Here is a 20,737-nt window from a genome sequence, read left to right as displayed (position 1 = left end):
GTAGGTGCCGTGAGCAACGCCGCACCAGAGCGACATCGCCCTGTCGTCCGGGCCGATCGGCCCGCGCGGGATGTCACGGGCCGTCGTTGATCATCGCGTCGGCGGGCACGCCGACGTAGACTGGCACTCGTTACAGTCGAGTGCCAGGACGGTCCGTCGGCCCGGGTGGGCCGGCGGCCGACGTGCGACAGGAGGTGCGGAGGATGGGTCTGGACGACCGGAAGCTCGCCGTGCTCCGCGCCATCGTCGAGGACTACGTCTCGACCCAGGAGCCGGTCGGCAGCAAGGCGCTGGTCGAGCGGCACCAGCTCGGGGTCTCCCCGGCGACGGTCCGCAACGACATGGCCGTGCTGGAGGAGGAGGGCTACATCCGGCAGCCGCACACCAGCGCCGGCCGGGTGCCCACCGACCGTGGCTACCGGCTCTTCGTCGACCGGCTGTCCCGGGTCAAGCCGCTCAGTCCGGCCGAACGCCGGGCCATCGAGCGCTTCCTCGTCGGGGCCGTCGACCTCGACGACGTGGTCCACCGCACCGTACGGCTGCTCGCCCAGTTGACCCGGCAGGTGGCCGTGGTGCAGTACCCGAGCCTCGCCCGCTCCTCGGTCCGCCACCTGGAGCTGGTGCCGATCTCCACCACCCGGCTGATGCTCGTGATGATCGCGGACACCGGCCGGGTGGAGCAGCGGCTGGTGGAGCTGCCCGGACCGGTGCCCGCCGACGACGTCACCGACCTGCGTCGCCTGGTCAACGAGAAACTCGCCGGTGAGCGCATGTCGGACACCCCACCGCTGGTGCAGGCGCTGGTGGAAGAGGCGCCGGTGCAGCTGCGCCCGGCCATGACCACGCTCTCCACCGTGCTGCTGGAGACGCTCGTCGAGCGGCACGAGGAACGCATCGCCCTGGCCGGCACCGCCAACCTGACCCGGGGTGGTCTGCTCGACTTCCAGGGTTCGCTGCGGCCCATCCTGGAGGCGTTGGAGGAGGAGGTCGTGCTCCTCAAGCTCATCGGCGAGACCGAGCCCAGCACGACCCGGGTGCTGATCGGCGACGAGAACGAGTTCGACAACCTGCGTGCCGCCTCGGTGGTCAGCACCGGGTACGGCCCGGGGGCCACCATCGTGGGCGGCCTGGGAGTGCTGGGGCCGACCCGGATGGACTACCCCGGCAATATCGCCATGGTGCGCGCCGTGGCACGCTACGTGGGCGAGCTGCTGGCCCAGAACTGACCAGTCAGGGCCGACGGCCGGCTGCGGCCGCCGGTCGGCGCAACGCGAGACGAACATGAGGACACGGAACGCAGTGGCCAGGGACTACTACGGCATCCTCGGTGTCAGCCGGGAAGCCTCCGATGACGAGATCAAGCGCGCCTACCGCAAGCTGGCACGCCAGTTCCACCCGGACGTCAATCCGGACCCGGAGGCCCAGGAGAAGTTCAAGGACATCAACGCCGCGTACGAGGTCCTCTCGGACGACCGGAAGCGGCAGATCGTCGACCTGGGTGGCGACCCGCTCGCCCCCGGCGGCGGGGGCGCGGGCGGCCCGGGTGGTCCGGGGGGAGCCGGCCCGTTCGTCGGTTTCCAGGACATCATGGACGCGTTCTTCGGTGGCGCCGCGGGCGGCGCCGGCCGCGGGCCGCGTCCACGGACCCGTCCGGGCGCGGACGCGATCCTGCGCCTCGAACTGGACCTGCACGAGACGGCGTTCGGCGTCGAGGCCCCGATCACCGTGGACACCGCCGTGCTCTGCACCACCTGCTCGGGCGCCGGCACCGCGGCCGGTACCCACCTGGCCACCTGCGAGGCGTGCGCCGGCCGCGGCGAGGTGCAGTCCGTGCAGCGCACCTTCCTCGGCCAGGTGGTCTCGGCCCGGCCGTGCACCGTCTGCCAGGGCTACGGCACCACCATCCCGCACCCCTGCCCAACCTGCGCCGGTGACGGCCGGGTACGCACCCGCCGATCGCTCACCGTCAAGATCCCGGCCGGCGTCGAGGACGGCATGCGGATCCGGCTGGCCCAGCAGGGTGAGGTGGGCCCGGGCGGTGGCACCGCCGGCGACCTCTACGTGGAGATCCACGAGCGTCCGCACGACGTCTACTCCCGCAAGGGTGACGACCTGCACTGCCGCGTCACCGTGCCGATGACCGCCGCCGCGCTGGGCACCCGGCTCACCATCAAGACGCTGGACAGCGAGGAGACCGTCGACGTCAAGGCCGGCACCCAGCCGGCCAGCACGCTGCGACTGCGCGCCCGGGGCGTACCGCACCTGCGCGGCACCGGCCGGGGCGACCTCTACGTGCACCTGGACGTCCGGACGCCCACCAAGCTCGACCCCGACCAGGAGAAGATGCTGCGCGACTTCGCCAAGACCCGGGGCGAGGAGGTCGCCGAGCTGACCAAGCAGGGCGGCTTCTTCTCCCGGATGCGCGACGCGTTCAACGGGCACGCCTGAGGTGTCGGCGCCGCTGTTCCTGGTGGAGGCGCTGCCCACCGGTGACGCGCTGACCCTGGACGGCCCGGAGGGGTACCACGCCGCAACCGTGCAGCGGCTGCGCGTCGGCGAGGAGCTGCTGCTCGCCGACGGTCGGGGCGGCACGGCCGCCGCCGTGGTCACCACCGTCGGCCGGGGCAGCCTGGAGGTCGCGGTCACCTCCCGGGGGTACGCGGACGCGCCCGTACCCCGGATCGTCACCGTGCAGGGCATCGCCAAGGGTGACCGGGGCGAGCTGGCCGTGCAGGCGATGACCGAGGTCGGGGTGGACGAGATCGTGCCCTGGGCGGCGTCGCGCTCGGTGGCCCAGTGGCGCGGCGACCGGGGCGTACGCGCACGCGAGAAATGGGTGGCCACCGCCCGCGAGGCGGCGAAACAGGCCCGCCGGCCCTGGCTGCCCGTCGTGGCCGGCGCGCCGGACGAGTCCACCGCCACGGTCGCCCGCCGGATCGCCGGCGCCGCCGCCGGGTTCGTCCTGCACGAGGAGGCCGACGAGCCGCTGACCGGCGTCGACCTGCCGTCGGCCGGGGAGATCGTCCTGGTGGTCGGCCCCGAGGGCGGCATCGACCGGGCCGAACTGACGGCCTTCCGTGAGGCCGGTGGCCGGCCGGTACGCCTCGGGCCGGAGGTGCTGCGTACCTCCACGGCCGGCGTGGCCGCGCTCAGCGTGCTCGCCACCCGCCTCGGCCGCTGGTAGTCGCCCACCCCCGACTCGCCGCCACCCTGCCGCCGCTGGCTTCGGCCGCCACCCTGCCGCCGCTGGCTTCGGCCGCCAGCCTGGGCCCGCGTTCGCTTCGGCCGCTGGTGCCTGCGGCTCGCGGGCCGGTGATGCGGGCGGATCGGAGCCGCTCACTCCTGTGAGCGTGATGCCTGTCAGTCATCAAGATGACTGACAGGCATCACGCTCACAGTGGTGTCGGCCGTCCGCCCGCAGGAGGCGCAGCGCACCGCCGGTCGGTCGGCGAACGCCGCGCCGAGCGTGAATCGCGAGGTCAGCTGCGTAGGTACGAAGCGCCGTTGAGGTCGACGATCGTGCCGGAGGCCCACTCGGCCTCGGGCGAGGCCAGCCAGTGCACCGCTGCCGCGATCTCCTCCGGCCGGGCCACCCGGTCGAACGGGCTCTGCGCCCGGATCGCCGCGCCCCGCTCGCCGCGCAGGTGCTCGGTCGTCATGTCGGTCGCCACGAAACCCGGCGCCACCGTGGCGACCGTGATGCCGTACGGCGCGAGCGCCACGGCGAGGGACTGACCGAGCGCGTTCAGCCCCGCCTTGCTGGCGCCGTACGCCGGCTGCTCCGGCTCGCCCCGGAACGCGCCCCGGGAGGACACGTTGACGATCCGGCCACCCCGCTGGCGCAGGTGCTGGGCGGCGCACCAGATCACGTTCCCCGCACCGGTCAGGTTGGTCTCCAGCACCTGCCGCCAGCGCGCCTGCCACTCCTCGTACGAGGTGCCGAAGACCGGGTGCGGGACGTCCCGGTCGCCGTACGTGCCGGCGTTGTTGACCAGCACGTCCAGGCCACCGAGCTGATCGGCGGCCCGGTCGACCATGGTGCGGACCGCGGCCGGGTCGGTGAGGTCGGCGCGGACCACCACGTGCCCCGACCCGGGCAGCCCGGCGCGAAGTTCCTCGGCCGCCTCGGCGGAGTCGCGGTGGTGGATAGCCACCCGGTCCCCACTGGCGGCGAACGCCTCCACCACCGCCCGGCCGATGCCGCGCGAGGACCCCGTCACCAGAACCGCCCGATCCGTCATGCCGGCCATCCTGCCTGAGCACCCCCAGTTGTAAGGAAGGGCCCCTTCCTATACCTCAGGCGTTAGCAAGGTGCCCTTCCTTACACTGCCCCGATGGGATCCGACTGCCTGTTCTGCCGCATCGTCGCCGGGGAGATCCCGGCCACCGTCGTCCGCGAGACCGACACCACGCTCGCCTTCCGCGACATTGGCCCGAAGGCCCCCGTGCACGTCCTGGTCATTCCGAAGGAGCACTACGCCGACGTCGCCACCCTCGCCGAGGGTGACCCGGCGCTGGCCGGGGCGGTGCTGGCCACGGCTGCCGCGGTCGCCGAGGACGAGGGGCTGCTCGGCGACGGGTTCCGGCTGATGTTCAACACCGGGGCGTACGGCGGGCAGGAGGTGTTCCACGTGCACGCCCACCTGCTCGGCGGCGCGCCACTGGGCCCGATGCTCGCCCGAGACCTGACCTGACGGCCGGCCCGACGCTCTGCCAGGATCGGCGCATGGCCAACGTCTGGTCCGGTGTGACGATTGATTGCCTCGACCCCGAGCGGGTAGCCCGATTCTGGAGCGGTCTGCTCGGTCGCGAGCCCGGTCCGTCGCAGCAGGGTTGGGTCTACCTCGGTGAACGTGGTGAACCTCAGCCACGGTTGGTGTTCCAGCCGGTGTCGGAAGCCAGGACCGGCAAGGTACGGATTCACCTCGACATCTCCGTTGACCGGATCGACGAGGCCATGGCCCTGGTCATCGATCTCGGTGGTCGGTACACCGGCGAGCGGCACGACTACGACGAGGGCGTGGTTGTCGTTATGGCCGACCCGGAGGACCACGAATTCTGCCTGGTCCAGTACTACCGCTGACGGCCCGTCACGCCCTGTTGACGCTTCGGTATCCGAAGCAGTAACGTCCGAGCCGACCGATTCGATTTTCGAAGCACTCGGGGGGGCTCGTGAGGGGATTGCGCACCGCCCTGTGCGAACGGCTGGGCATCGGGCTGCCGATCATCCAGGCGCCGGTGGGTTCGGCTGCGGGACCGGACCTGGCCGCAGCCGTATCCGAGGCCGGTGGCCTCGGCATGTTGGCCTTGACCTGGCAGAGTCCCGAAGAGGCACGGCGCACCATCCGGCGAACTCGCCAACTCACCACGAGGCCGTTCGGCGCGAACCTGGTTCTCGATTTTCCGGTGGACGACCTACTGACGGTGTGCCTGGAAGAGGGAGTGCCGACCATCTCCACCTTCTGGGGAGACCCGTCGCCGGCGAATGCCCGCATCCGCAAGGCGGCCGCGCTGCATCTGCACACGGTCGGCGAGGTCGCCGAAGCGGTCCACGCGGTCGCCGACGGCGTGGACGTCGTCGTGGCACAGGGCTGGGAGGCCGGCGGTCATGTCCGCGGCAGCACGTCCACGATGGCCCTGGTGCCCGCCGTCGTCGACGCGGTCGGCCCCGTACCCGTGGTTGCCGCGGGTGGGATCGCGGACGGCCGGGGGGTCGCGGCGGCGCTGGCGCTCGGCGCCCAGGGCGTCATGCTGGGCACCCGTTTCCTGGCTGCCGCCGAGGCTGCCACGCATGAGGTGTATCGGCGGCATCTGATCACCGCCGCCGGCGTGGACGCCGTGTACACCCGGTGCTTCGACGGCGGCTGGCCGCACGCGCCGCACCGGGCGTTGCGCAACGGGACCCTCCGACGGTGGGAGGCCGCCGGCTCGCCGCAGGCACCGCATCGGCCCGGCGAGGGCGATGTCGTGGCGGTGGACGCGGCCGACGAGGACCACTATCGGTACGGGGATCTGATACCGCTGCCCGACATGACCGGGGACCTGGAAGACATGGCGCTGTACGCGGGTCAGTCGGTGCACCTTGTGCACGAGGTCCTCCCCGCCGCCCGGCTGATCCACGACATGGCCGTACAGGCGGCCACCACGGTCGGCGCCCTGCACGACCTGGCCGCGTGATGGATCAAGGGTCACATCGCCTGCACGACATCGGCACGGGCGCTGCTGACAAGGCAGTGTTGTTCGACGTCGACGGTGTGCTCATCGATTCGTACCCTGCCTACCGCCGGATCTGGAGCCAATGGGCGACGCAACGCAACCTCGACCCTGACCTGGTCTGGTCACACACCCATGGTCGCCGGCCCGTCGACACCATCGCGGTCGTAGCGCCACAGCTCGATGCGGAAGCCGAATACCTGCTGGTCCGCGAGCTCATGGCCGATGAGGGTGACGCTTTTCCCGTGTATCCCGATGCCGCCGAGGTGTTGCGTCTGCTGACCGGCCGGCGGTGGGGCGTCGTCACCTCCGGCCGAGCTCCGACGGTGCTGCACCGTCTGCTCGCAGGCGGTTTACCCGATCCTCCCGTGCTGGTCGACAGCGGCCACGTCCGGCTGGGCAAACCCGATCCCGAGGGCTACCTGCAAGCCGCGCAGTTACTCGACCTCCCGGCGTCCGACTGCTTGGTGATCGAGGACGCCCCCGCAGGCATCGAAGCAGCCCGAGCCGCAGGCATGACAGTGATCGCCGTACGCACCACCCATCCCGACGACGAACTCGCCGGCGCACACCACCGCGTCGACACCCTCGGCGACACCATCCCCCTCATCACCGACTGGCTGGACAGGGCGCACCGGTGAACGACGTAGTCTGGCCGGAGATTACGGTTGTCGATGCGTGCGTGCGGCGCGACGGTCGGGGTGGCAGCCCCACTGCCGTCACCGACGACGACCCGGCGGCGACGGACCCCGACCGGTGTGCGGTGGCTGCCGCGGCCGGCACCTCGCACGCGGCGTTCGTCGGCCCGGGTCGGACGCGGGACGGCGGCTGGCCGGTCCGCTTCTTCACCGCCACCGGCGAGCTGTCCGGCTGCGGCCACGGCACCGTTGCCGCGCAGGCCGTCCGGTTGATGCGTGCCGGGCGCGCTGAGCTCAAGGATCGCCAACACACCGGCGGGCGCACCTTCGACACCGTCGCGATCCGCCGCCCCGGCGGCATCGAGGTGTGGTTCGACCAGGGACTCGTCGCACTGCGTCACCCGGCGCCGAACGAGTGGGCCGCGATCGTCGACGCGCTCGGGCTCAGGGCGGACGATCCGCATCCTCAGGACGGGCCACGGATCGCTGCGCCCGGCGCACCGCGCATGCTGGTACCGGTCCGCGACCGGTCGGCGCTGGTCCGAGTCTGCCCACACCCCGGCAGGCTGGCTGCGGCGTGTCGGCGGTACGGGCTCCTCGGCTGTTTCGTGTACGTGCCGCCGCTGGGCGACCGACCGGGTGCGGCGCGGATGTTCGCGCCGGCCATCGGCGTCGACGAGGACGTCGCCAACGCCAACAGCACCGGCTGCCTCGCCGCCCACCTGCTCGACTCGACCGGGGCGCAGACCGTCGCGATCGAGGTGGAGCAGGGTGACACCCTCGGTCGACCCGCCAGCGTGCTCGCTTCGGCCCGACGTGGGCCGGCGGGCATCACGACCCGGGTCGGCGGGTTGGCGGTCGTCCGCGACGGAGACTGAGGCGACGAATCAACGCACTGGACACTGCTGTATCGGACATCGAGCATCAAGAGGGGCGCAACGGCGATGACGGTACCCAGGCCAGGCCAGCCGGTACGCGGATCGAGTACCGGACGACCCCTCATGGCCGCCCTCGACCTGTTTGGCCGCCGCTGGAACCTGCGCATCGTCTGGGAGTTGCAGCACGGGCCGCTCGGTTTCCGCGCGCTGCAGCAGCGCTGCGACAACATGTCCTCCAGCGTCCTGCGGCAACGGCTCACCGAACTACTTGACGCCCACCTCGTCGCCCAGCAGCCGGACACCGCCTACACGCTCACGGAGCTGGGGCGCGGCGCCTACCAGGCATTGCGCCCGCTCGTGCGCTGGTCCCACGCGTGGGCCTCGGCCCGGGGCGAGGACGCGGAAGATGAACCCCTGAATCACCGCCCCTGACGCTTCTCCACCGCAGGTCGCGAGTTGATCGCGGCCAGCGGAAATGGGCGCGATGCGGCCCGCGTTGAACCGATACGATGGGTGTAACGTCCGCACGCCGTGCCAGCTGGGCCGGCGCCGAGATTGAGAGCAGGTGCGCAGGGCCCCTCGGCCCGACCTATGACTGGCACCCCACCTCCCGGCCCGCCCCGGGTGCAGACCAGGATCACCGTGCCCGACCCCAAGATCATGGTCAATCTGCTGGGCGCGGGTGACGAGATCCTGCGCCTCGTCGAACGCTCGGTCGCCAGTGACGTGCACGTCCGCGGCAACGAGATCACCATCACCGGCGCTCCCGCCGACAACGCCCTCGCCGAGCGGGTCTTCAGTGAGCTGCTCGAACTCATCGAGAAAGGCGAGACCCTGACCACTGACGCCGTCCGGCGTACCGTCGGCATGCTCGAGCAGGGCAGCGCCGAGCGGCCCGCCGAGGTCCTGACCCTCGACATTCTCTCCCGCCGCGGGCGCACCATCCGCCCGAAGACACTCGGGCAGAAGCGGTACGTCGACGCGATCGACTCGCACACCATCGTCTTCGGCATCGGCCCGGCCGGTACCGGCAAGACGTACCTGGCCATGGCGAAGGCCGTCCAGGCGTTGCAGGCGAAGCAGGTCAACCGGATCATCCTGACCCGGCCGGCGGTCGAGGCCGGCGAGCGGCTGGGCTTCCTGCCTGGCACGCTCAACGAGAAGATCGACCCGTACCTGCGCCCGCTCTACGACGCGCTGCACGACATGATCGACCCGGAGTCGATCCCGAAGCTGATGGCCGCCGGCACGATCGAGGTCGCCCCGCTGGCGTACATGCGCGGTAGGACCCTCAATGACGCGTTCATCATCCTGGACGAGGCGCAGAACACCACGCCCGAGCAGATGAAGATGTTCCTCACCCGGCTCGGCTTCAACTCCAAGATTGTCGTGACGGGTGACATCACCCAGGTGGACCTCCCCGGCGGGACGAGCAGCGGGCTGCGCGTCGTCCGGGAGATCCTGGGAAACGTCGACGACGTGCACTTCGCCCAGTTGTCCAGCTCCGACGTGGTGCGTCACCGGCTGGTCGGGGAGATCGTCGACGCGTACGCCCGCTGGGACGCCGAGCGGGAGAACCAGCAGGCGCAGGGCGTCCATGCCGTACCCGGGCGACCCGCCCAGGGCGGCCGGGCCGGCCGCCGCCGCTAAAGCAGAGGAAAGCAGTTGTCCATCGAGATCGCCAACGAGTCCGGTGTCGACGTCGACACCGACGCCGTGCTCGCCGTCGCCCGGCACGCCCTCGACGAGATGGGGGTAAACCCCCTCGCCGAGCTGTCCGTGCTGCTGGTCGACATCGACTACATGACCGAGCTGAACCACCGCTGGATGGGCGGGGACGGCCCCACCGACGTGCTCGCCTTCCCGATGGACGAGGGAAGCGTCGACCACGGTCCGGGCGAGACCGCACCGGCCGGCGGCGAACCGGCCCTGCTCGGCGACATTGTGCTCTGCCCCGAGGTGGCGGCCAAGCAGGCCGCGGCCGCCGGGCACGCCCCGGCCGACGAGCTGCACCTGCTCACCGTGCACGGCGTGCTGCACCTGCTCGGGTACGACCACGCGGAGCCGGAGGAGGAACGGGAGATGTTCGGCCTCCAGGCCCGACTGCTGGCGAGCTGGCGGTCGACCCGCACCCCGTGATGTCCACTCCTGTGTTACTCGCGGTCGGCCCCACGGCCGGCCTTCCCGACCTGCAACTGATCGTCTTCGCGGCCGGCCTGGTGGTGCTGGCCGGCGTGATCGCGATGACCGAGGCGGCGCTCGCCGCGGTCTCGCCGGCCCGGGCCGCCGAACTGGCCCGGGACGGCGTGCGCGGTGCCCGTACCCTCCAGGTCGTGGCCGGGGACGTCGTCCGGCACCTCAACCTGCTGCTGCTGTTGCGGCTGCTCGCCGAGCTGACCGCCACCACGCTGGTGGCGCTGGTCGCGGTGGACAGCTTCGGCGCGGGTTGGCGGGCAGCGCTGGTCACCGCGGGCGCGATGACAGTGGTCAGCTTCGTGGTGGTCGGTGTCGCCCCGCGCACCATCGGCCGGCAGCACGCGTACGCCGTGGGCCGGGCGGTCGCGCCGCTGGTCCGCTGGCTGGGTCGCGCGCTCAACCCGCTCGCGTCGCTGCTCATCCTGATCGGCAACGCGGTCACCCCGGGCCGCGGCTTCCGGGAGGGGCCGTTCGCCAGCCAGGTGGAGCTGCGTGAGCTGGTCGACCTGGCCGAGCAGCGTGGCGTCGTGGAGCACGGCGAGCGCCAGATGATCCACTCGGTCTTCGCGCTCGGCGACACCATCGCCCGCGAGGTGATGGTGCCGCGCACCGAGATGGTGTGGATCGAGGAGGGCAAGACCCTGGCCCAGGCGCTGGTGCTCTTTCTGCGCTCGGGTTTCTCCCGCATCCCGGTCATCGGCGAGAGCGTCGACGACGTACTCGGGGTGCTCTACCTCAAGGACCTGATCCGCCGGTCGCGCGGCGGCGACCCGGGCGCCGAGCAGGTGCCGGTGGCCGAGCTGATGCGCCCGGCGACCTTCGTGCCGGAGTCCAAGCCGGTCGACGACCTGCTGTCGGAGATGCAGGCGGCACGCAACCACCTGGTCATCGTGGTCGACGAGTACGGCGGCACCGGTGGCCTCGTCACCATCGAGGACATCCTGGAGGAAATCGTCGGTGAGATCACCGACGAGTACGATGTCGAACGCCCGCCGGTCGAGCGCCTCGCGGACTCCTCGGTGCGGGTCACGGCCCGCCTGCCGGTGGAGAACCTGGGCGAGCTGTTCGACACCGACCTGCCCACCGACGAGGTGGAGACGGTCGGTGGCCTGCTCGCCCAGTCGCTGGGGCGGGTGCCGATCCCCGGAGCGGAGGTCGAGGTGGCCGGTCTCCGGCTGGTCGCCGAGGGCACCACCGGTCGGCGCAACCGGATCGACACCGTCCTGGTGAGCAGGGTGGAGTCGGGCGACACGCAGGACGCCACCGGGCGCGGCGAGCACGCCGGCCCCGGCAGCGACCCGAACCACTACCGAGACGACGAGAGGCAAGCCGCCGATGCCTGAGACACCCGCCGCGCCCACCGCCCGGCCCACCCCTGGCGCACCGGCGCCGCTGAGCGCCGAGGACGGCAAGCTCGTCGTCCTGGCCCGGGGCGCCCGTGCGCGGGTCGGTGCCGTGGAGGGCGCCGCGGTCCGGGATCAGGACGGTCGGACGTACGCGGCGGCGAGCGTGGCGCTGCCCTCGCTGACCCTCACCGCGCTGCAGTTGGCGGTCGCCTCGGCGGTCGCCGCCGGGGCGAGTCGGCTGGAGGCGGCGGCGGTGGTGACCGAGGCGTCGACGCTGGACGGCGCGGGGCACGCGGTGGTGCGTGACCTCGCCCCGGACGCGCCGATCCACGTCGCCGCCCCGGACGGCACGGTCCTCGGCACGGTGACCGAGTGAGCCCGGTGCGCGACCCGGAGGCCCGCCCGTACCGGGCCGGGTTCGGCTGTTTCGTCGGCCGTCCCAACGCGGGGAAGTCCACCCTGACCAACGCGATCGTCGGCACCAAGATCGCGATCACGTCGAACAAGCCGCAGACCACCCGGCACGTCATCCGGGCGGTGCTGCACCGCCCGGAGTCGCAGCTGGTCCTGGTGGACACGCCCGGCCTGCACCGACCTCGTACGCTGCTCGGCGAGCGCCTCAACGACCTGGTCCGCTCCACCTGGACCGAGGTGGACGTCATCGGCCTGTGCATCCCGGCGGACGAGCCGGTCGGGCGCGGTGACCGGTTCATCACGGGCGAGCTGGCCGAGCTGAAGGCGACCGTGCTGGCGGTTGTCACCAAGACCGACCTGGTGGACAAGCGTCGGTTGGCCGAGCAGTTGCTCGCGGTCAGCGAGCTGGGGGAGTTCGCCGAGATCGTGCCGGTGAGCGCCGTCTCCGGGCACCAGGTGGGCACCCTCGTCGACGTGATGACGAAGTACCTGCCGCCGTCGCCGCAGCTCTACCCCGACGACATGCTGACCGACGACCCGGAGCAGGTGCTGGTCGCGGAGCTGATCCGGGAGGCGGCCCTGGAGGGGGTCCGCGACGAGCTGCCGCACTCCATCGCCGTGGTGGTGGAGGAGATGATCCCCGAGGGCCAGCTCATGAAGATCTACGCCGACGTGTACGTGGAGCGTCCCAGCCAGAAGGCGATCGTGCTCGGCCACCGGGCCAGCCGGCTCAAGGAGGTCGGCACCACCGCCCGTCGGCAGATCGAGGAGCTGCTCGGCTCGCGGGTCTACCTCGACCTGCACGTCCGGGTCGCGAAGGACTGGCAGCGCGACCCACGGCAGTTGCGCAAGCTGGGTTTCTGAGGCGTCGTTTGGCTCGTGGGTCGGGCCGGGTAGGGGAGAGGGCAACCCCCGCGCCCCCGATCCAGATGCAGGCTGATGCGCAACAGATATCTCGATCTGCTCCGTTTCCTGGCCATCGTTCGAGTCGTCGTCTACCACGTCACCGGGTGGGCGACCCTCACTCTGGTGTTCCCCGCCATGTCGGTGATGTTCGCGCTGGCCGGCTCGCTGATGGCCGCCTCGCTCGCCCGGTCCGGCCCGGCGGCGGTCGGCCGTCGGCTGCGCCGTCTGCTGCCGTCGCTGTGGGTGGTGGCGGTGGTCTTCGTGCCGGCCATGTTGTTCACCGGGTTGCCGCTGTCCCCACGGGTGCTGCTGTGGCTGTTCCCGATCGCCGACCCGCCGGCCAACAACTGGGGCGCCTTGGCGCTGAGCGTCATCTGGTACCTGCGCGACTACCTCTGGTTCGTGTTCGCCTCACCGGTCGCGTTCTGGCTGTTCCGGCGGGCCCCGCTTGCCACCCTGCTCGCCCCGTACCTGCTGCTGGTGACCATCGAGGTGGGCATCTACCCGGCGCCGCCGGTGGTGCGCGAGTTCGGGCTGTACTTCGGCGCGTGGGTGCTGGGCTTCGCCCACCACGCCGGGATGCTGCGCCGCCTCACCGGCCGGGTGCTGTACCCGCTCGCGCTGGCCCTCGCCGTCGTCGGCGGGGCCTGGATCGTCACGCATCCCGGCCCACGGGGGTACGACCTCAACGACAACCACCTGGGCAACGCCCTCTGGTCGGCCGCGTTCATCCTGGTCGTCCTGGGCCGGGCGCCGGCCGGGGTGGCCTGGCTGTCGCGCAGCCGGCTCGCCGACCGGGCGGTGACCGTGGTCAACCGGCGGGCGCTCACCATCTACCTCTGGCACCTGCCGTTCGTGGTGGCGCTCACCCCGCTCGTCGACGTGGTCGGCTGGTCCCACCAGGACCCGGTGGGACTGGCGGTACGGGTGCTGCTGGTCTTCGCGCTGGTCGGTCTGGTCACGCTGGCCGTCGGCTGGGTCGAGGACGTCGCCGCCCGCCGCCGCCCGGAACTGGTCCCCGTCGGCTCGCCGGCCGTCCCCGGCAACGGCCGGACAGATCGGCCTGCGATCGGCGAGACCGTGGGGCGGGCCACCGTGCCGGCGCAGCGGCTGCCCGCCGAGGCGGCGACGGTCGAGATCAACGCTCGCTGATGGTGACGTCGCCGCTGCCCGCCGAGCCGTCGAGCACCAGGGACGCCACCGGGTCGTCCGCCACGGTGATCCGCGCGTCGCCGGAGCCGGTGCTGGAGCGGACCCGGTAGCTGCCCGCCGGTACGAGCAGGCTGACGTCTCCGCTGGAGGCGTGCGCCCGCGCCGAGGTCGGCGTCTCCAACTCGATGGTCACGTTGCCCGAGCCGGCCTCGGCGTCCGTCGCGCCGGCCACCCGGCGGGCGCTGACGTCGCCGGAGCCGGCCCGCAGCCGTACCGTCGAACCGGCCTCGCTCAGGTCGATGTTGCCCGAGCCGGTCTCCACGTCGAGCGAGCCCGTGACCTCGGTGATCCGTACGTCACCCGAGCCCAGCCGCAGCTTCACCGCGCCCACCTTGGTCAGCTCGACGTCGCCCGAGCCGTTGTCGCCCTGCACGCTCACGCCTGCCGGCACGGTCACCTCGTACGAGACGCTGCACCGGTCACCGCAGTCGGTGTTCAACACCAACTCGCTGTCCTTGATCTCGTACCGCGCCTTGGGTTCGCCGCCCTGGTAGCGCACCACCCGCTTGATCCGCGCCTCGCCCGCCGCGCCGGTGCCTCGGATGATCACGTCCCCGGAGCCCCCGTCCACCCGGATGGTGGTGATTTTCACCGGCTCGGTGTCGTCGTAGTCGAGCCGACGAAACGACAGGTTGTCGCACCCGGCCAGCAGGATGAGGGCGGTGGACAACCCCAACGCGACGGGCGCGGCGGCGCGGCGACGGCGGACGGCGGTGCTCTGGTGCGGTGCCATGGCAGCACGCTAACGGCGGTCGTCGGCCCGGCGCATCGGGGTTCATCCTCGCGTCCACCCCGAAGCGACCCTGATTTCACACCCCGAGGGAGAATGGTCCGATGGCCGGGTACCGCCGACAGCTCTACCGCGACGACGCGGTGGTGCTGCGCGTGCAGAAGCTCGGCGAGTCCGACCGGATCATCACCCTGCTGACCCGCCGGCACGGCCGACTGCGGGCGGTCGCCCGTGGAGTCCGGCGCACCATGAGCAAGTTCGGCGCCCGCCTGGAACCGTTCGGTCACGTCGACCTGCAACTCGCCGGTGACCCCAAGGGCAACCACGGCAGCTCGCTGCACACGGTCAGCCAGGTCGAGGGCATCGACCTGTACGGCAAGCGGTTCCTGGGCGACTACCCCCGCTACACGGCGGCCAGCGCGATCGCCGAGACCGCCGAGCGGCTGACACCCGTCGAGCGGGAACCATCGCTGCGGCTGTTCCAGCTCACCGTGGGGGCGTTGAAGGCGCTGTCCCGGGGCGAGCACGACACCACCCTCGTGCTCGACGCGTACCTGCTGCGGGGGATGGCCCTCGCCGGCTGGGCGCCGGCGCTGACCGCCTGTGCCGTCTGCGGCACCCCCGGGCGGCACCGCGCGTTCTCCGTGCCGGCCGGCGGCGCGGTCTGCCCGGACTGCCGGCCGCCGGGCGCGGCTCACCCCGCGCCGGCCACCATCGACCTGATGTCCGCGCTGACCACCGGCGACTGGGTGGTCGCCGATGCCACCGACACCGGGGTACGACGGGAGTGCAGCGGCCTGGTGGCGGCGCACCTCCAGTGGCACCTGGAACGCGCGTTACGCTCGCTGCCGCTGGTCGACCGGAGCACCACCCCGGTCGCCGGTACGGTCCCGCCGCCGGGTGGCGGTGGGGCTGGGATGCTCCGGCCGGGCGGTGACGTCGGGTCCGGGGCCGGGATGCTCCGGCCGGGCGGTGACGTCGGTTCCGGAGCGGACGGCACGAGCAAGGAGAGAGCCGAGTGATCCGATCGACGAGGTCCGGTCGGCGCGAGCCGACGCCACCGACGCCCCACCCGTCCGGCGCCCGGCCGCCGGCGCTGCCCGCGGGGGCGGTGCCGAAGCACGTGGCCATCGTGATGGACGGCAACGGCCGGTGGGCCAAGGACCGCGGGCTGCCCCGCACCAAGGGGCACGAGGCCGGCGAGCACAGCCTCTTCGACACGATCGAGGGGGCCATCGAGATGGGCATCCCCTACCTCTCGGCGTACGCCTTCTCCACCGAGAACTGGCGGCGCTCGCCCGACGAGGTCCGCTTCCTCATGGGGTTCAACCGGGACGTTATCCGTCGACGCCGCGACCAGTTGGTCGACCTGGGCGTCCGGGTGGTCTGGTCGGGGCGTCCGGGGCGGTTGTGGAAGAGCGTCATCTCCGAGCTGCAGACCGCCGAGGAGATGTCCCGTGACAACTCGACGCTCACCCTGCAGTTCTGCGTCAACTACGGCGGGCACGCCGAGATCGGTGACGCCGCCGCCGCGATCGCCCGGGACGTCGCGGCCGGTCGACTGGACCCGGCGAAGGTCACCGAGAAGACCGTCGCGAAGTACCTCTACCACCCGGAGATCCCAGAGGTTGACCTGTTCCTGCGGCCCTCCGGCGAGGAACGGATCTCCAACTTCCTGCTCTGGCAGACCGCGTACGCCGAGTTGGTCTTCCTCGACACGCTGTGGCCGGACTTCGACCGCCGCCACCTCTGGTACGCGTGCGAGCTGTACGCCCAGCGGGACCGGCGCTTCGGGGGCGCGCTGCCCAATCCGGTGGCTCCGACGGCCTGAGCGAGGCTTACCCATACGTCACGCTGGGTATCAGGAACGTCAGGAGCCACTGACGGAGGTGAACCCACATGATCCAGAAGCGCATTGCCCAGTGGGCGGTGATGGCCGTCGCGGCGCCACTGGCCGCGGCCGGCGCGCGTCGACTCAGCCACACCCTGGAGGCCCGTCGTGGCCCCTCCGGGGCGACCCGGCTGCTGACGAGGGGCGCGGACCTGATCCGCCCGCAGAAAGCCAAGCGTCGCCGGTTCTGGTAACGCAACACAGTCCTGACGCGCCGCCCCGCACAACGTGCGGGGCGGCGCGTGCGTCTAGCTCTGTCGCTCGCCTCACCCCGTCGCTCGCGTCACCCCGCCGCTCGCCTCGCCCCGCCGCTCGCCTCGCCCCGTCGATCATGGAGTTGTGGTGGCCGGTTTGACCGTATTCACGACTTTCGTTCAGCACCACGACTCCATGATCGACGGGGTCGGGTCGGGTCGGGGTGGATCGGGGCGGGGTGGATCGGGGCGGGGCGGGGTGAGCGCGGGGCGGGGGTGGGTCGGGCGGGGGTTTGGTGGGTTGTGGGTTTTGGGGCTTGGCGGGGTGGGGGTCGGTAGGGTTCGGGAGGGGGAGCGGAACTACGGGTGGGGGTGGGTGTGCGGGATCTGCGGTACAAGATGATCATGGCATTGAACGCGGCCGACCTGGGCGATCCGATCTGCGAGCAGGTCGCCGAGATCTGCGCCGAGATCGCCGAGCAGCACTGCGCCGAGTTCGGTCACACGCCCGCGCTGCGCACCGGTGAGATCGCCGAACTGGCCACCGGAGAGCCGGCCCTGACCTGGGCGCCGTCGATCCCTGACGCCGGGCAGCGTGCCTGGTGACCGCAGCCGCCCCGGCGGTCGACGTACGCCGCGCCGAGGACCGCTTCGCCACCCGGATCTCCTGGCTGGACTCGAAGCACTCCTTCTCGTTCTCCCGGCACTACGACCCGGCCAACACCCACCATGGTCTGTTGCTGGTCAACAACGACGACGTGGTCCGGCAGGGCGCCGGCTTCGAGACCCACCCGCACCAGGACATGGAGATCGTCACCTGGGTGCTGCGGGGCTCACTCGTGCACCAGGACTCCACCGGCCACTCCGGGGTGATCTATCCGGGCCTGGCGCAGCGGATGAGCGCCGGCACCGGCATCCTGCACTCGGAGAAGAACGACGCCTGGCGGCTCAACGACCAGGAGCCGCACAGCGACCCCGTGCACTTCGTGCAGATGTGGGTGCTCCCCGACGAGCAGGGTGTCGACCCCGGCTACGAGCAGTTGGAGATCGAGGACGAGTTGCTGCGCGGCGGCCTGGTGCCGATCGCCTCCGGAATGGACCGCTACGACGGCGCGTCCGCCATCCGGATCCGCAACCGGTACGCGACCCTGCACGCCGCCCGCCTCCGCCCCGGCGACGAGGTCACCATTCCGGACGCGCCCTTCGTGCACGTGTACGTGCCCGACGGCACGGTCACCCTGGAGGACAGCGGTCCACTCGGCACCGGCGACGCGGCGAGGCTCACCATGACCGGCGGTCGACGGGTCACCGCCGACGAGCCGGCGGAGATCCTCGTGTGGGAGATGCACGCCACCGTCGCCTGAGCGCTCGCGATGCCTCGCATAATCACGCCTGAACATGGATGTAGTGGCCTCCCGGCGGCGGGAGGCCACTACATCATGGATGGAGCGCGATCATGCCCGCGTCGTCAGGCCGGGGACTCCGTCTTGTCGCCGGCCCAGGTGGTGTGGAACGAGCCGTCGCGGTCCACACGCTGGTAGGTGTGCGCGCCGAAGTTGTCCCGCAGGCCCTGGATCAGCGCGGCGGGCAGCCGCTCGGCCCGCAGCGCGTCGAAGTACGCGAGCGACGACGAGAACGCAGGCGTCGGCACACCCGCCTGCGCCGCGTCGGCCACCACCCGCCGCCAGCTCGGCACGCCCGCGCTGACCGCCTCGGCGAAGTACGGCGCCACCAGCAGCGTCGGCAGGTCGGGCTGCTCGTCGTACGCCTCGCGGATCCGGTTCAGGAAGCGGGCCCGGATGATGCAGCCACCCCGCCAGATGGTCGCCGTACCGCCCAGGTCGATGTCCCAGTTGAACTCGCTGCTGCCGGCCCGGATGTGGTCGAAACCCTGGGCGTACGCGACGATCTTGGAAGCGAGCAGCGCCCGGCGGACGTCCTCGACGAACGCGTCCCGGTCGGCGACCTGCCACTTCTCACCGGCGTCCGGGAAGGCCCGGCGGGCCGCCTCGCGCTGGTCGACGTGCCCGGACAGCGAGCGCGCGAACGTCGCCTCGGCGATCCCGGTGATCGGAATGCCCAGGTCCAGGGCGCTCTGCACGGTCCACCGGCCGGTGCCCTTCTGCTCGGCCCGGTCCTGCACGATGTCGACGAACGCCCGGCCGGTCGCCGCGTCGGTGTGCGCCAACACGTCGGCGGTGATCTCGATGAGGAACGACTCCAGCTCGCCGTTGTTCCACTCGCGGAAGATCTCGGCGATCTCCGCCGGGGTCACGTCCAGCCCGGCCCGCAGCAGGTCGTACGCCTCGGCGATGAGCTGCATGTCGGCGTACTCGATGCCGTTGTGCACCATCTTGACGAAGTGCCCGGCGCCGTCCGGCCCGACGTGCGTGCAGCACGGCACACCGTCCACCTGGGCGGCGATCTTCTCGAACATCGGCCCGAGCTTCGCGTACGACTCGGTCGAGCCACCCGGCATGATGCTCGGGCCGAGCAGCGCGCCCTCCTCGCCGCCGGAGACGCCGGTGCCGCTGAAGTGCAGCCCCTGCGCGCGCAGCGACTCCTCGCGCCGGCGGGTGTCGGCGAAGTGGGCGTTGCCACAGTCGACGATGATGTCGCCCTCATCCAGCAGCGGCACCAACTCGTCGATGACCGCGTCGGTGGGCGCACCGGCCTTGACCATCACGATCACCGCGCGGGGTCGTTCCAGCGACGCCACGAAGTCGGCCATCGACTCACCGGGCACGAAGGTGCCCTCGTCGCCGTGCTCCGCGACGAGGCTGCGGGTGCGTTCCGGGGACCGGTTGTGCACCGCCACGGTGAAGCCGTTACGGGCCAGGTTGCGGGCCAGGTTCCGGCCCATCACCGCCAGCCCGGTCACGCCGATCTGCGCTGTCGCCTGCTGAGCCATTCGTGCCGCCACCTCTCGCCGTCGAACTGTCCCTGCGACGGTATCGCGGCATCCGGCCTCACGGGCAGGTCGTCCCACGGCGGGTCACTACCTGGTCGCGGCCCGTCCGTCCACCGCGTCCACCGGCCGACCGAGGTACCCGCTCACCCCTGGGCCAGTCGTTCCTCCACACGCGCCACCTTCGCGGTGAGCGCGTCGGTGACTCCGGGCCGGACGTCGGCCTTGAGGACGACGCTCACCCGGGGCGCCTGCGCGGCCACCACGTCGACGGCCCGCTTGACCACCGCCATCACCTCGTCCCACTCGCCCTCGACGGTGGTGAACATGGCGTCGGTCCGGTTCGGCAGCCCGGACTCGCGGACCACCCGTACCGCCTCTGCCACGAGGTCGCCCACGGAGTCGCCGCCGCCCAGCGGGGTGATCGAGAACGCGATCAGCATCTGCCGATCGTGCCAGTAAATTCGGATGCGCGTCTCCCCAGTCGGTGGTTAGGGTTCCGGCATGCGTAACTGACGCCCCACTTCCGAGCCGGTCCGCCGCCCCGCGTCGCGGTCCGTGCGCTCCCGGGCGTCGCGCGTCTCCATTCCCGCCGTTCGGCGGCCTCGAGCCTGCCTGACCCCCGGTGAGCAGTCCCTTCCCACTGAACCGTCGCGCCGCGGCGGTCACCAGCCGATCCGACCGACCGCCAGCGCGGGAACGGCCGGGACGGTCGGCACCGAAGGAGGCCCGGATGCCCGCCAGGCGTAACCCGAGAAAGTCCCGTACCCCGAAGACGACCCCGCCCGGAAAGATCCCGGCGGCCGACCACGGCCCGGCGGCTACCGGCGAGCCGCTGCCGCTGGCGGCGCTGGTTGACCCGGCGGCTACCGGCGAGCCGCTCCGGCCCGGAGCTGTCCCGGCCGACGCGGCGCTGCCCGTCGATGTGCCGGCGGCTGTCGACGCGCCAGCGGTGGAGGATCTGCGCACGCCGGCCAGCCGACCCTCGGCGCCGACCGCCGGGCCGCCCACGGGCGGGGGCAACCGCTCGGCCGGCGGCCGAAGCCAGCCGGCCGGGCAGACCCGCCGCTACGCCTTCCGGCGTAGCTGACCGAGCCGTTGAGCCCGCGCGGGCCCACGATTCGGTGACAGCAACTTCAGGGATGTAGTGGCCTCGTCAGTGTGGGAGGCCACTACATCCCTGAAGTTTGGCGGATCTTTCCGCCCGCCCG

General features: G+C 71.7%; 25 protein-coding genes. 21 read left to right on the top strand and 4 right to left on the bottom strand.

Annotated elements, in window-relative coordinates:
* Positions 1–203: 203 nt before the first annotated feature.
* The 3 genes from hrcA to AB0B55_RS31040 all read left to right on the top strand — a co-directional run bounded on the left by hrcA (position 204) and on the right by AB0B55_RS31040 (position 3,184).
* Entirely contained in the window at positions 204–1,226 is a 1,023-nt protein-coding gene (gene hrcA / locus AB0B55_RS31050) for a heat-inducible transcriptional repressor HrcA (RefSeq protein WP_355053206.1), read from the top strand.
* 73 nt (positions 1,227–1,299) lie between these two features.
* Positions 1,300–2,448, top strand: a complete 1,149-nt coding sequence (dnaJ, locus tag AB0B55_RS31045; RefSeq protein WP_355053230.1) for a molecular chaperone DnaJ — start codon at positions 1,300–1,302, stop codon at positions 2,446–2,448.
* Position 2,449: 1 nt separating this feature from the next.
* Positions 2,450–3,184: a 16S rRNA (uracil(1498)-N(3))-methyltransferase gene (locus AB0B55_RS31040; RefSeq protein WP_357175651.1), complete on the top strand. Its 735-nt coding sequence runs from the start codon at positions 2,450–2,452 to the stop codon at positions 3,182–3,184.
* A gap of 295 nt (positions 3,185–3,479) precedes the next feature.
* Here AB0B55_RS31040 and AB0B55_RS31035 read toward each other — a convergent pair whose 3' ends face one another.
* Positions 3,480–4,241: an SDR family oxidoreductase gene (locus tag AB0B55_RS31035; RefSeq protein ID WP_357175648.1), complete on the bottom strand. Its 762-nt coding sequence runs from the start codon at positions 4,239–4,241 to the stop codon at positions 3,480–3,482.
* Positions 4,242–4,334: 93 nt separating this feature from the next.
* Here AB0B55_RS31035 and AB0B55_RS31030 point away from each other — a divergent pair, with 93 nt between their 5' ends.
* The 12 genes from AB0B55_RS31030 to AB0B55_RS30975 all read left to right on the top strand — a co-directional run bounded on the left by AB0B55_RS31030 (position 4,335) and on the right by AB0B55_RS30975 (position 13,743).
* Entirely contained in the window at positions 4,335–4,694 is a 360-nt protein-coding gene (locus AB0B55_RS31030; protein ID WP_357133233.1) for a histidine triad nucleotide-binding protein, read from the top strand.
* A 32-nt stretch (positions 4,695–4,726) separates the two neighbouring features.
* Positions 4,727–5,083, top strand: coding sequence for a VOC family protein (locus AB0B55_RS31025; RefSeq protein ID WP_357133235.1), 357 nt, complete (start codon positions 4,727–4,729; stop codon positions 5,081–5,083).
* 89 nt (positions 5,084–5,172) lie between these two features.
* Positions 5,173–6,177 (top strand): nitronate monooxygenase, encoded by a 1,005-nt coding sequence (locus tag AB0B55_RS31020; protein ID WP_357175645.1) that lies wholly within the window; start codon positions 5,173–5,175, stop codon positions 6,175–6,177.
* Positions 6,177–6,854 carry an HAD-IA family hydrolase gene (locus tag AB0B55_RS31015; protein WP_357175712.1) on the top strand — a complete coding sequence of 226 codons (678 nt, stop codon included), beginning with the start codon at positions 6,177–6,179 and terminating at the stop codon, positions 6,852–6,854. The genes AB0B55_RS31020 and AB0B55_RS31015 overlap by 1 nt, the downstream gene beginning before the upstream one ends.
* 41 nt (positions 6,855–6,895) lie before the next feature.
* On the top strand, positions 6,896–7,729 hold the full coding sequence (locus AB0B55_RS31010) for a PhzF family phenazine biosynthesis isomerase (RefSeq protein ID WP_357175642.1): 834 nt from the start codon (positions 6,896–6,898) through the stop codon (positions 7,727–7,729).
* A gap of 123 nt (positions 7,730–7,852) precedes the next feature.
* Entirely contained in the window at positions 7,853–8,161 is a 309-nt protein-coding gene (locus AB0B55_RS31005; protein ID WP_357133241.1) for a helix-turn-helix domain-containing protein, read from the top strand.
* 159 nt (positions 8,162–8,320) lie between these two features.
* Complete coding sequence (locus AB0B55_RS31000) at positions 8,321–9,379, top strand: PhoH family protein (RefSeq protein ID WP_355053214.1); 1,059 nt, start codon at positions 8,321–8,323, stop codon at positions 9,377–9,379.
* Between the two features lie 15 nt (positions 9,380–9,394).
* Entirely contained in the window at positions 9,395–9,868 is a 474-nt protein-coding gene (gene ybeY / locus AB0B55_RS30995) for an rRNA maturation RNase YbeY (protein ID WP_357133243.1), read from the top strand.
* Complete coding sequence (locus tag AB0B55_RS30990) at positions 9,844–11,268, top strand: hemolysin family protein (RefSeq protein WP_357133373.1); 1,425 nt, start codon at positions 9,844–9,846, stop codon at positions 11,266–11,268. The genes ybeY and AB0B55_RS30990 overlap by 25 nt, the downstream gene beginning before the upstream one ends.
* Entirely contained in the window at positions 11,261–11,647 is a 387-nt protein-coding gene (locus AB0B55_RS30985) for a cytidine deaminase (protein WP_357175640.1), read from the top strand. The genes AB0B55_RS30990 and AB0B55_RS30985 overlap by 8 nt, the downstream gene beginning before the upstream one ends.
* Positions 11,644–12,549 carry a GTPase Era gene (era, locus tag AB0B55_RS30980; RefSeq protein ID WP_357175637.1) on the top strand — a complete coding sequence of 302 codons (906 nt, stop codon included), beginning with the start codon at positions 11,644–11,646 and terminating at the stop codon, positions 12,547–12,549. The genes AB0B55_RS30985 and era overlap by 4 nt, the downstream gene beginning before the upstream one ends.
* Before the next feature lie 75 nt (positions 12,550–12,624).
* Positions 12,625–13,743, top strand: coding sequence for an acyltransferase (locus AB0B55_RS30975; RefSeq protein WP_357175635.1), 1,119 nt, complete (start codon positions 12,625–12,627; stop codon positions 13,741–13,743).
* On the opposite strand, the gene AB0B55_RS30970 is transcribed toward AB0B55_RS30975, so the two are convergent.
* A complete protein-coding gene (locus AB0B55_RS30970; protein ID WP_357133251.1) occupies positions 13,730–14,536 on the bottom strand; it encodes a DUF4097 family beta strand repeat-containing protein in 807 nt (268 codons plus the stop codon). The two genes, AB0B55_RS30975 and AB0B55_RS30970, sit on opposite strands and share 14 nt — an antisense overlap.
* Before the next feature lie 101 nt (positions 14,537–14,637).
* Between AB0B55_RS30970 and recO the strand changes: the two genes are divergently transcribed.
* The 5 genes from recO to AB0B55_RS30945 all read left to right on the top strand — a co-directional run bounded on the left by recO (position 14,638) and on the right by AB0B55_RS30945 (position 17,982).
* On the top strand, positions 14,638–15,555 hold the full coding sequence (recO, locus tag AB0B55_RS30965) for a DNA repair protein RecO (protein WP_357133253.1): 918 nt from the start codon (positions 14,638–14,640) through the stop codon (positions 15,553–15,555).
* On the top strand, positions 15,552–16,364 hold the full coding sequence (locus AB0B55_RS30960; RefSeq protein ID WP_357133255.1) for an isoprenyl transferase: 813 nt from the start codon (positions 15,552–15,554) through the stop codon (positions 16,362–16,364). Before recO ends, AB0B55_RS30960 begins: the two co-directional genes overlap by 4 nt.
* Before the next feature lie 68 nt (positions 16,365–16,432).
* A complete protein-coding gene (locus AB0B55_RS30955) occupies positions 16,433–16,618 on the top strand; it encodes a hypothetical protein (RefSeq protein WP_357133257.1) in 186 nt (61 codons plus the stop codon).
* Between the two features lie 405 nt (positions 16,619–17,023).
* On the top strand, positions 17,024–17,224 hold the full coding sequence (locus AB0B55_RS30950; protein ID WP_357133259.1) for a thioredoxin reductase: 201 nt from the start codon (positions 17,024–17,026) through the stop codon (positions 17,222–17,224).
* The gene (locus tag AB0B55_RS30945) at positions 17,221–17,982 is read left to right on the top strand and encodes a pirin family protein (protein WP_357175632.1); all 762 of its coding nucleotides are present in this window, start codon (positions 17,221–17,223) and stop codon (positions 17,980–17,982) included. Before AB0B55_RS30950 ends, AB0B55_RS30945 begins: the two co-directional genes overlap by 4 nt.
* A 104-nt stretch (positions 17,983–18,086) precedes the next feature.
* Here the strand turns inward: AB0B55_RS30945 and gndA are convergent, their stop codons facing one another.
* Both gndA and AB0B55_RS30935 read right to left on the bottom strand, forming a co-directional pair.
* Positions 18,087–19,529 (bottom strand): NADP-dependent phosphogluconate dehydrogenase, encoded by a 1,443-nt coding sequence (gndA, locus tag AB0B55_RS30940; RefSeq protein ID WP_357133263.1) that lies wholly within the window; start codon positions 19,527–19,529, stop codon positions 18,087–18,089.
* Between the two features lie 143 nt (positions 19,530–19,672).
* Positions 19,673–19,969 carry an MTH1187 family thiamine-binding protein gene (locus AB0B55_RS30935; protein WP_357133265.1) on the bottom strand — a complete coding sequence of 99 codons (297 nt, stop codon included), beginning with the start codon at positions 19,967–19,969 and terminating at the stop codon, positions 19,673–19,675.
* Positions 19,970–20,259: 290 nt separating this feature from the next.
* On the opposite strand from AB0B55_RS30935, the gene AB0B55_RS30930 reads away from it, so the two are divergent.
* The gene (locus AB0B55_RS30930) at positions 20,260–20,616 is read left to right on the top strand and encodes a hypothetical protein (RefSeq protein ID WP_357175627.1); all 357 of its coding nucleotides are present in this window, start codon (positions 20,260–20,262) and stop codon (positions 20,614–20,616) included.
* The last annotated feature ends 121 nt before the right edge of the window (positions 20,617–20,737 follow it).

This window comes from Micromonospora sp. NPDC049107 (assembly GCF_040648595.1).
Lineage (GTDB): Bacteria > Actinomycetota > Actinomycetes > Mycobacteriales > Micromonosporaceae > Micromonospora.
Note: the sequence above shows the minus strand (reverse complement) of the source record. Positions and strands in the feature narration are given on the sequence as shown.

Coding starts and splice junctions, on each gene's coding strand:
- hrcA (WP_355053206.1), top strand. CDS start 204: ATGGGTCTGGACGACCGGAAGCTCGCCGTGCTCCGCGCCATCGTCGAG.
- AB0B55_RS31035 (WP_357175648.1), bottom strand. CDS start 4,241: ATGACGGATCGGGCGGTTCTGGTGACGGGGTCCTCGCGCGGCATCGGC.
- AB0B55_RS31030 (WP_357133233.1), top strand. CDS start 4,335: ATGGGATCCGACTGCCTGTTCTGCCGCATCGTCGCCGGGGAGATCCCG.
- AB0B55_RS31025 (WP_357133235.1), top strand. CDS start 4,727: ATGGCCAACGTCTGGTCCGGTGTGACGATTGATTGCCTCGACCCCGAG.
- AB0B55_RS31015 (WP_357175712.1), top strand. CDS start 6,177: ATGGATCAAGGGTCACATCGCCTGCACGACATCGGCACGGGCGCTGCT.
- AB0B55_RS31005 (WP_357133241.1), top strand. CDS start 7,853: ATGGCCGCCCTCGACCTGTTTGGCCGCCGCTGGAACCTGCGCATCGTC.
- AB0B55_RS31000 (WP_355053214.1), top strand. CDS start 8,321: ATGACTGGCACCCCACCTCCCGGCCCGCCCCGGGTGCAGACCAGGATC.
- AB0B55_RS30985 (WP_357175640.1), top strand. CDS start 11,261: ATGCCTGAGACACCCGCCGCGCCCACCGCCCGGCCCACCCCTGGCGCA.
- AB0B55_RS30975 (WP_357175635.1), top strand. CDS start 12,625: ATGCGCAACAGATATCTCGATCTGCTCCGTTTCCTGGCCATCGTTCGA.
- AB0B55_RS30970 (WP_357133251.1), bottom strand. CDS start 14,536: ATGGCACCGCACCAGAGCACCGCCGTCCGCCGTCGCCGCGCCGCCGCG.
- recO (WP_357133253.1), top strand. CDS start 14,638: ATGGCCGGGTACCGCCGACAGCTCTACCGCGACGACGCGGTGGTGCTG.
- AB0B55_RS30955 (WP_357133257.1), top strand. CDS start 16,433: ATGATCCAGAAGCGCATTGCCCAGTGGGCGGTGATGGCCGTCGCGGCG.
- AB0B55_RS30950 (WP_357133259.1), top strand. CDS start 17,024: ATGGCATTGAACGCGGCCGACCTGGGCGATCCGATCTGCGAGCAGGTC.
- gndA (WP_357133263.1), bottom strand. CDS start 19,529: ATGGCTCAGCAGGCGACAGCGCAGATCGGCGTGACCGGGCTGGCGGTG.
- AB0B55_RS30935 (WP_357133265.1), bottom strand. CDS start 19,969: ATGCTGATCGCGTTCTCGATCACCCCGCTGGGCGGCGGCGACTCCGTG.
- AB0B55_RS30930 (WP_357175627.1), top strand. CDS start 20,260: ATGCCCGCCAGGCGTAACCCGAGAAAGTCCCGTACCCCGAAGACGACC.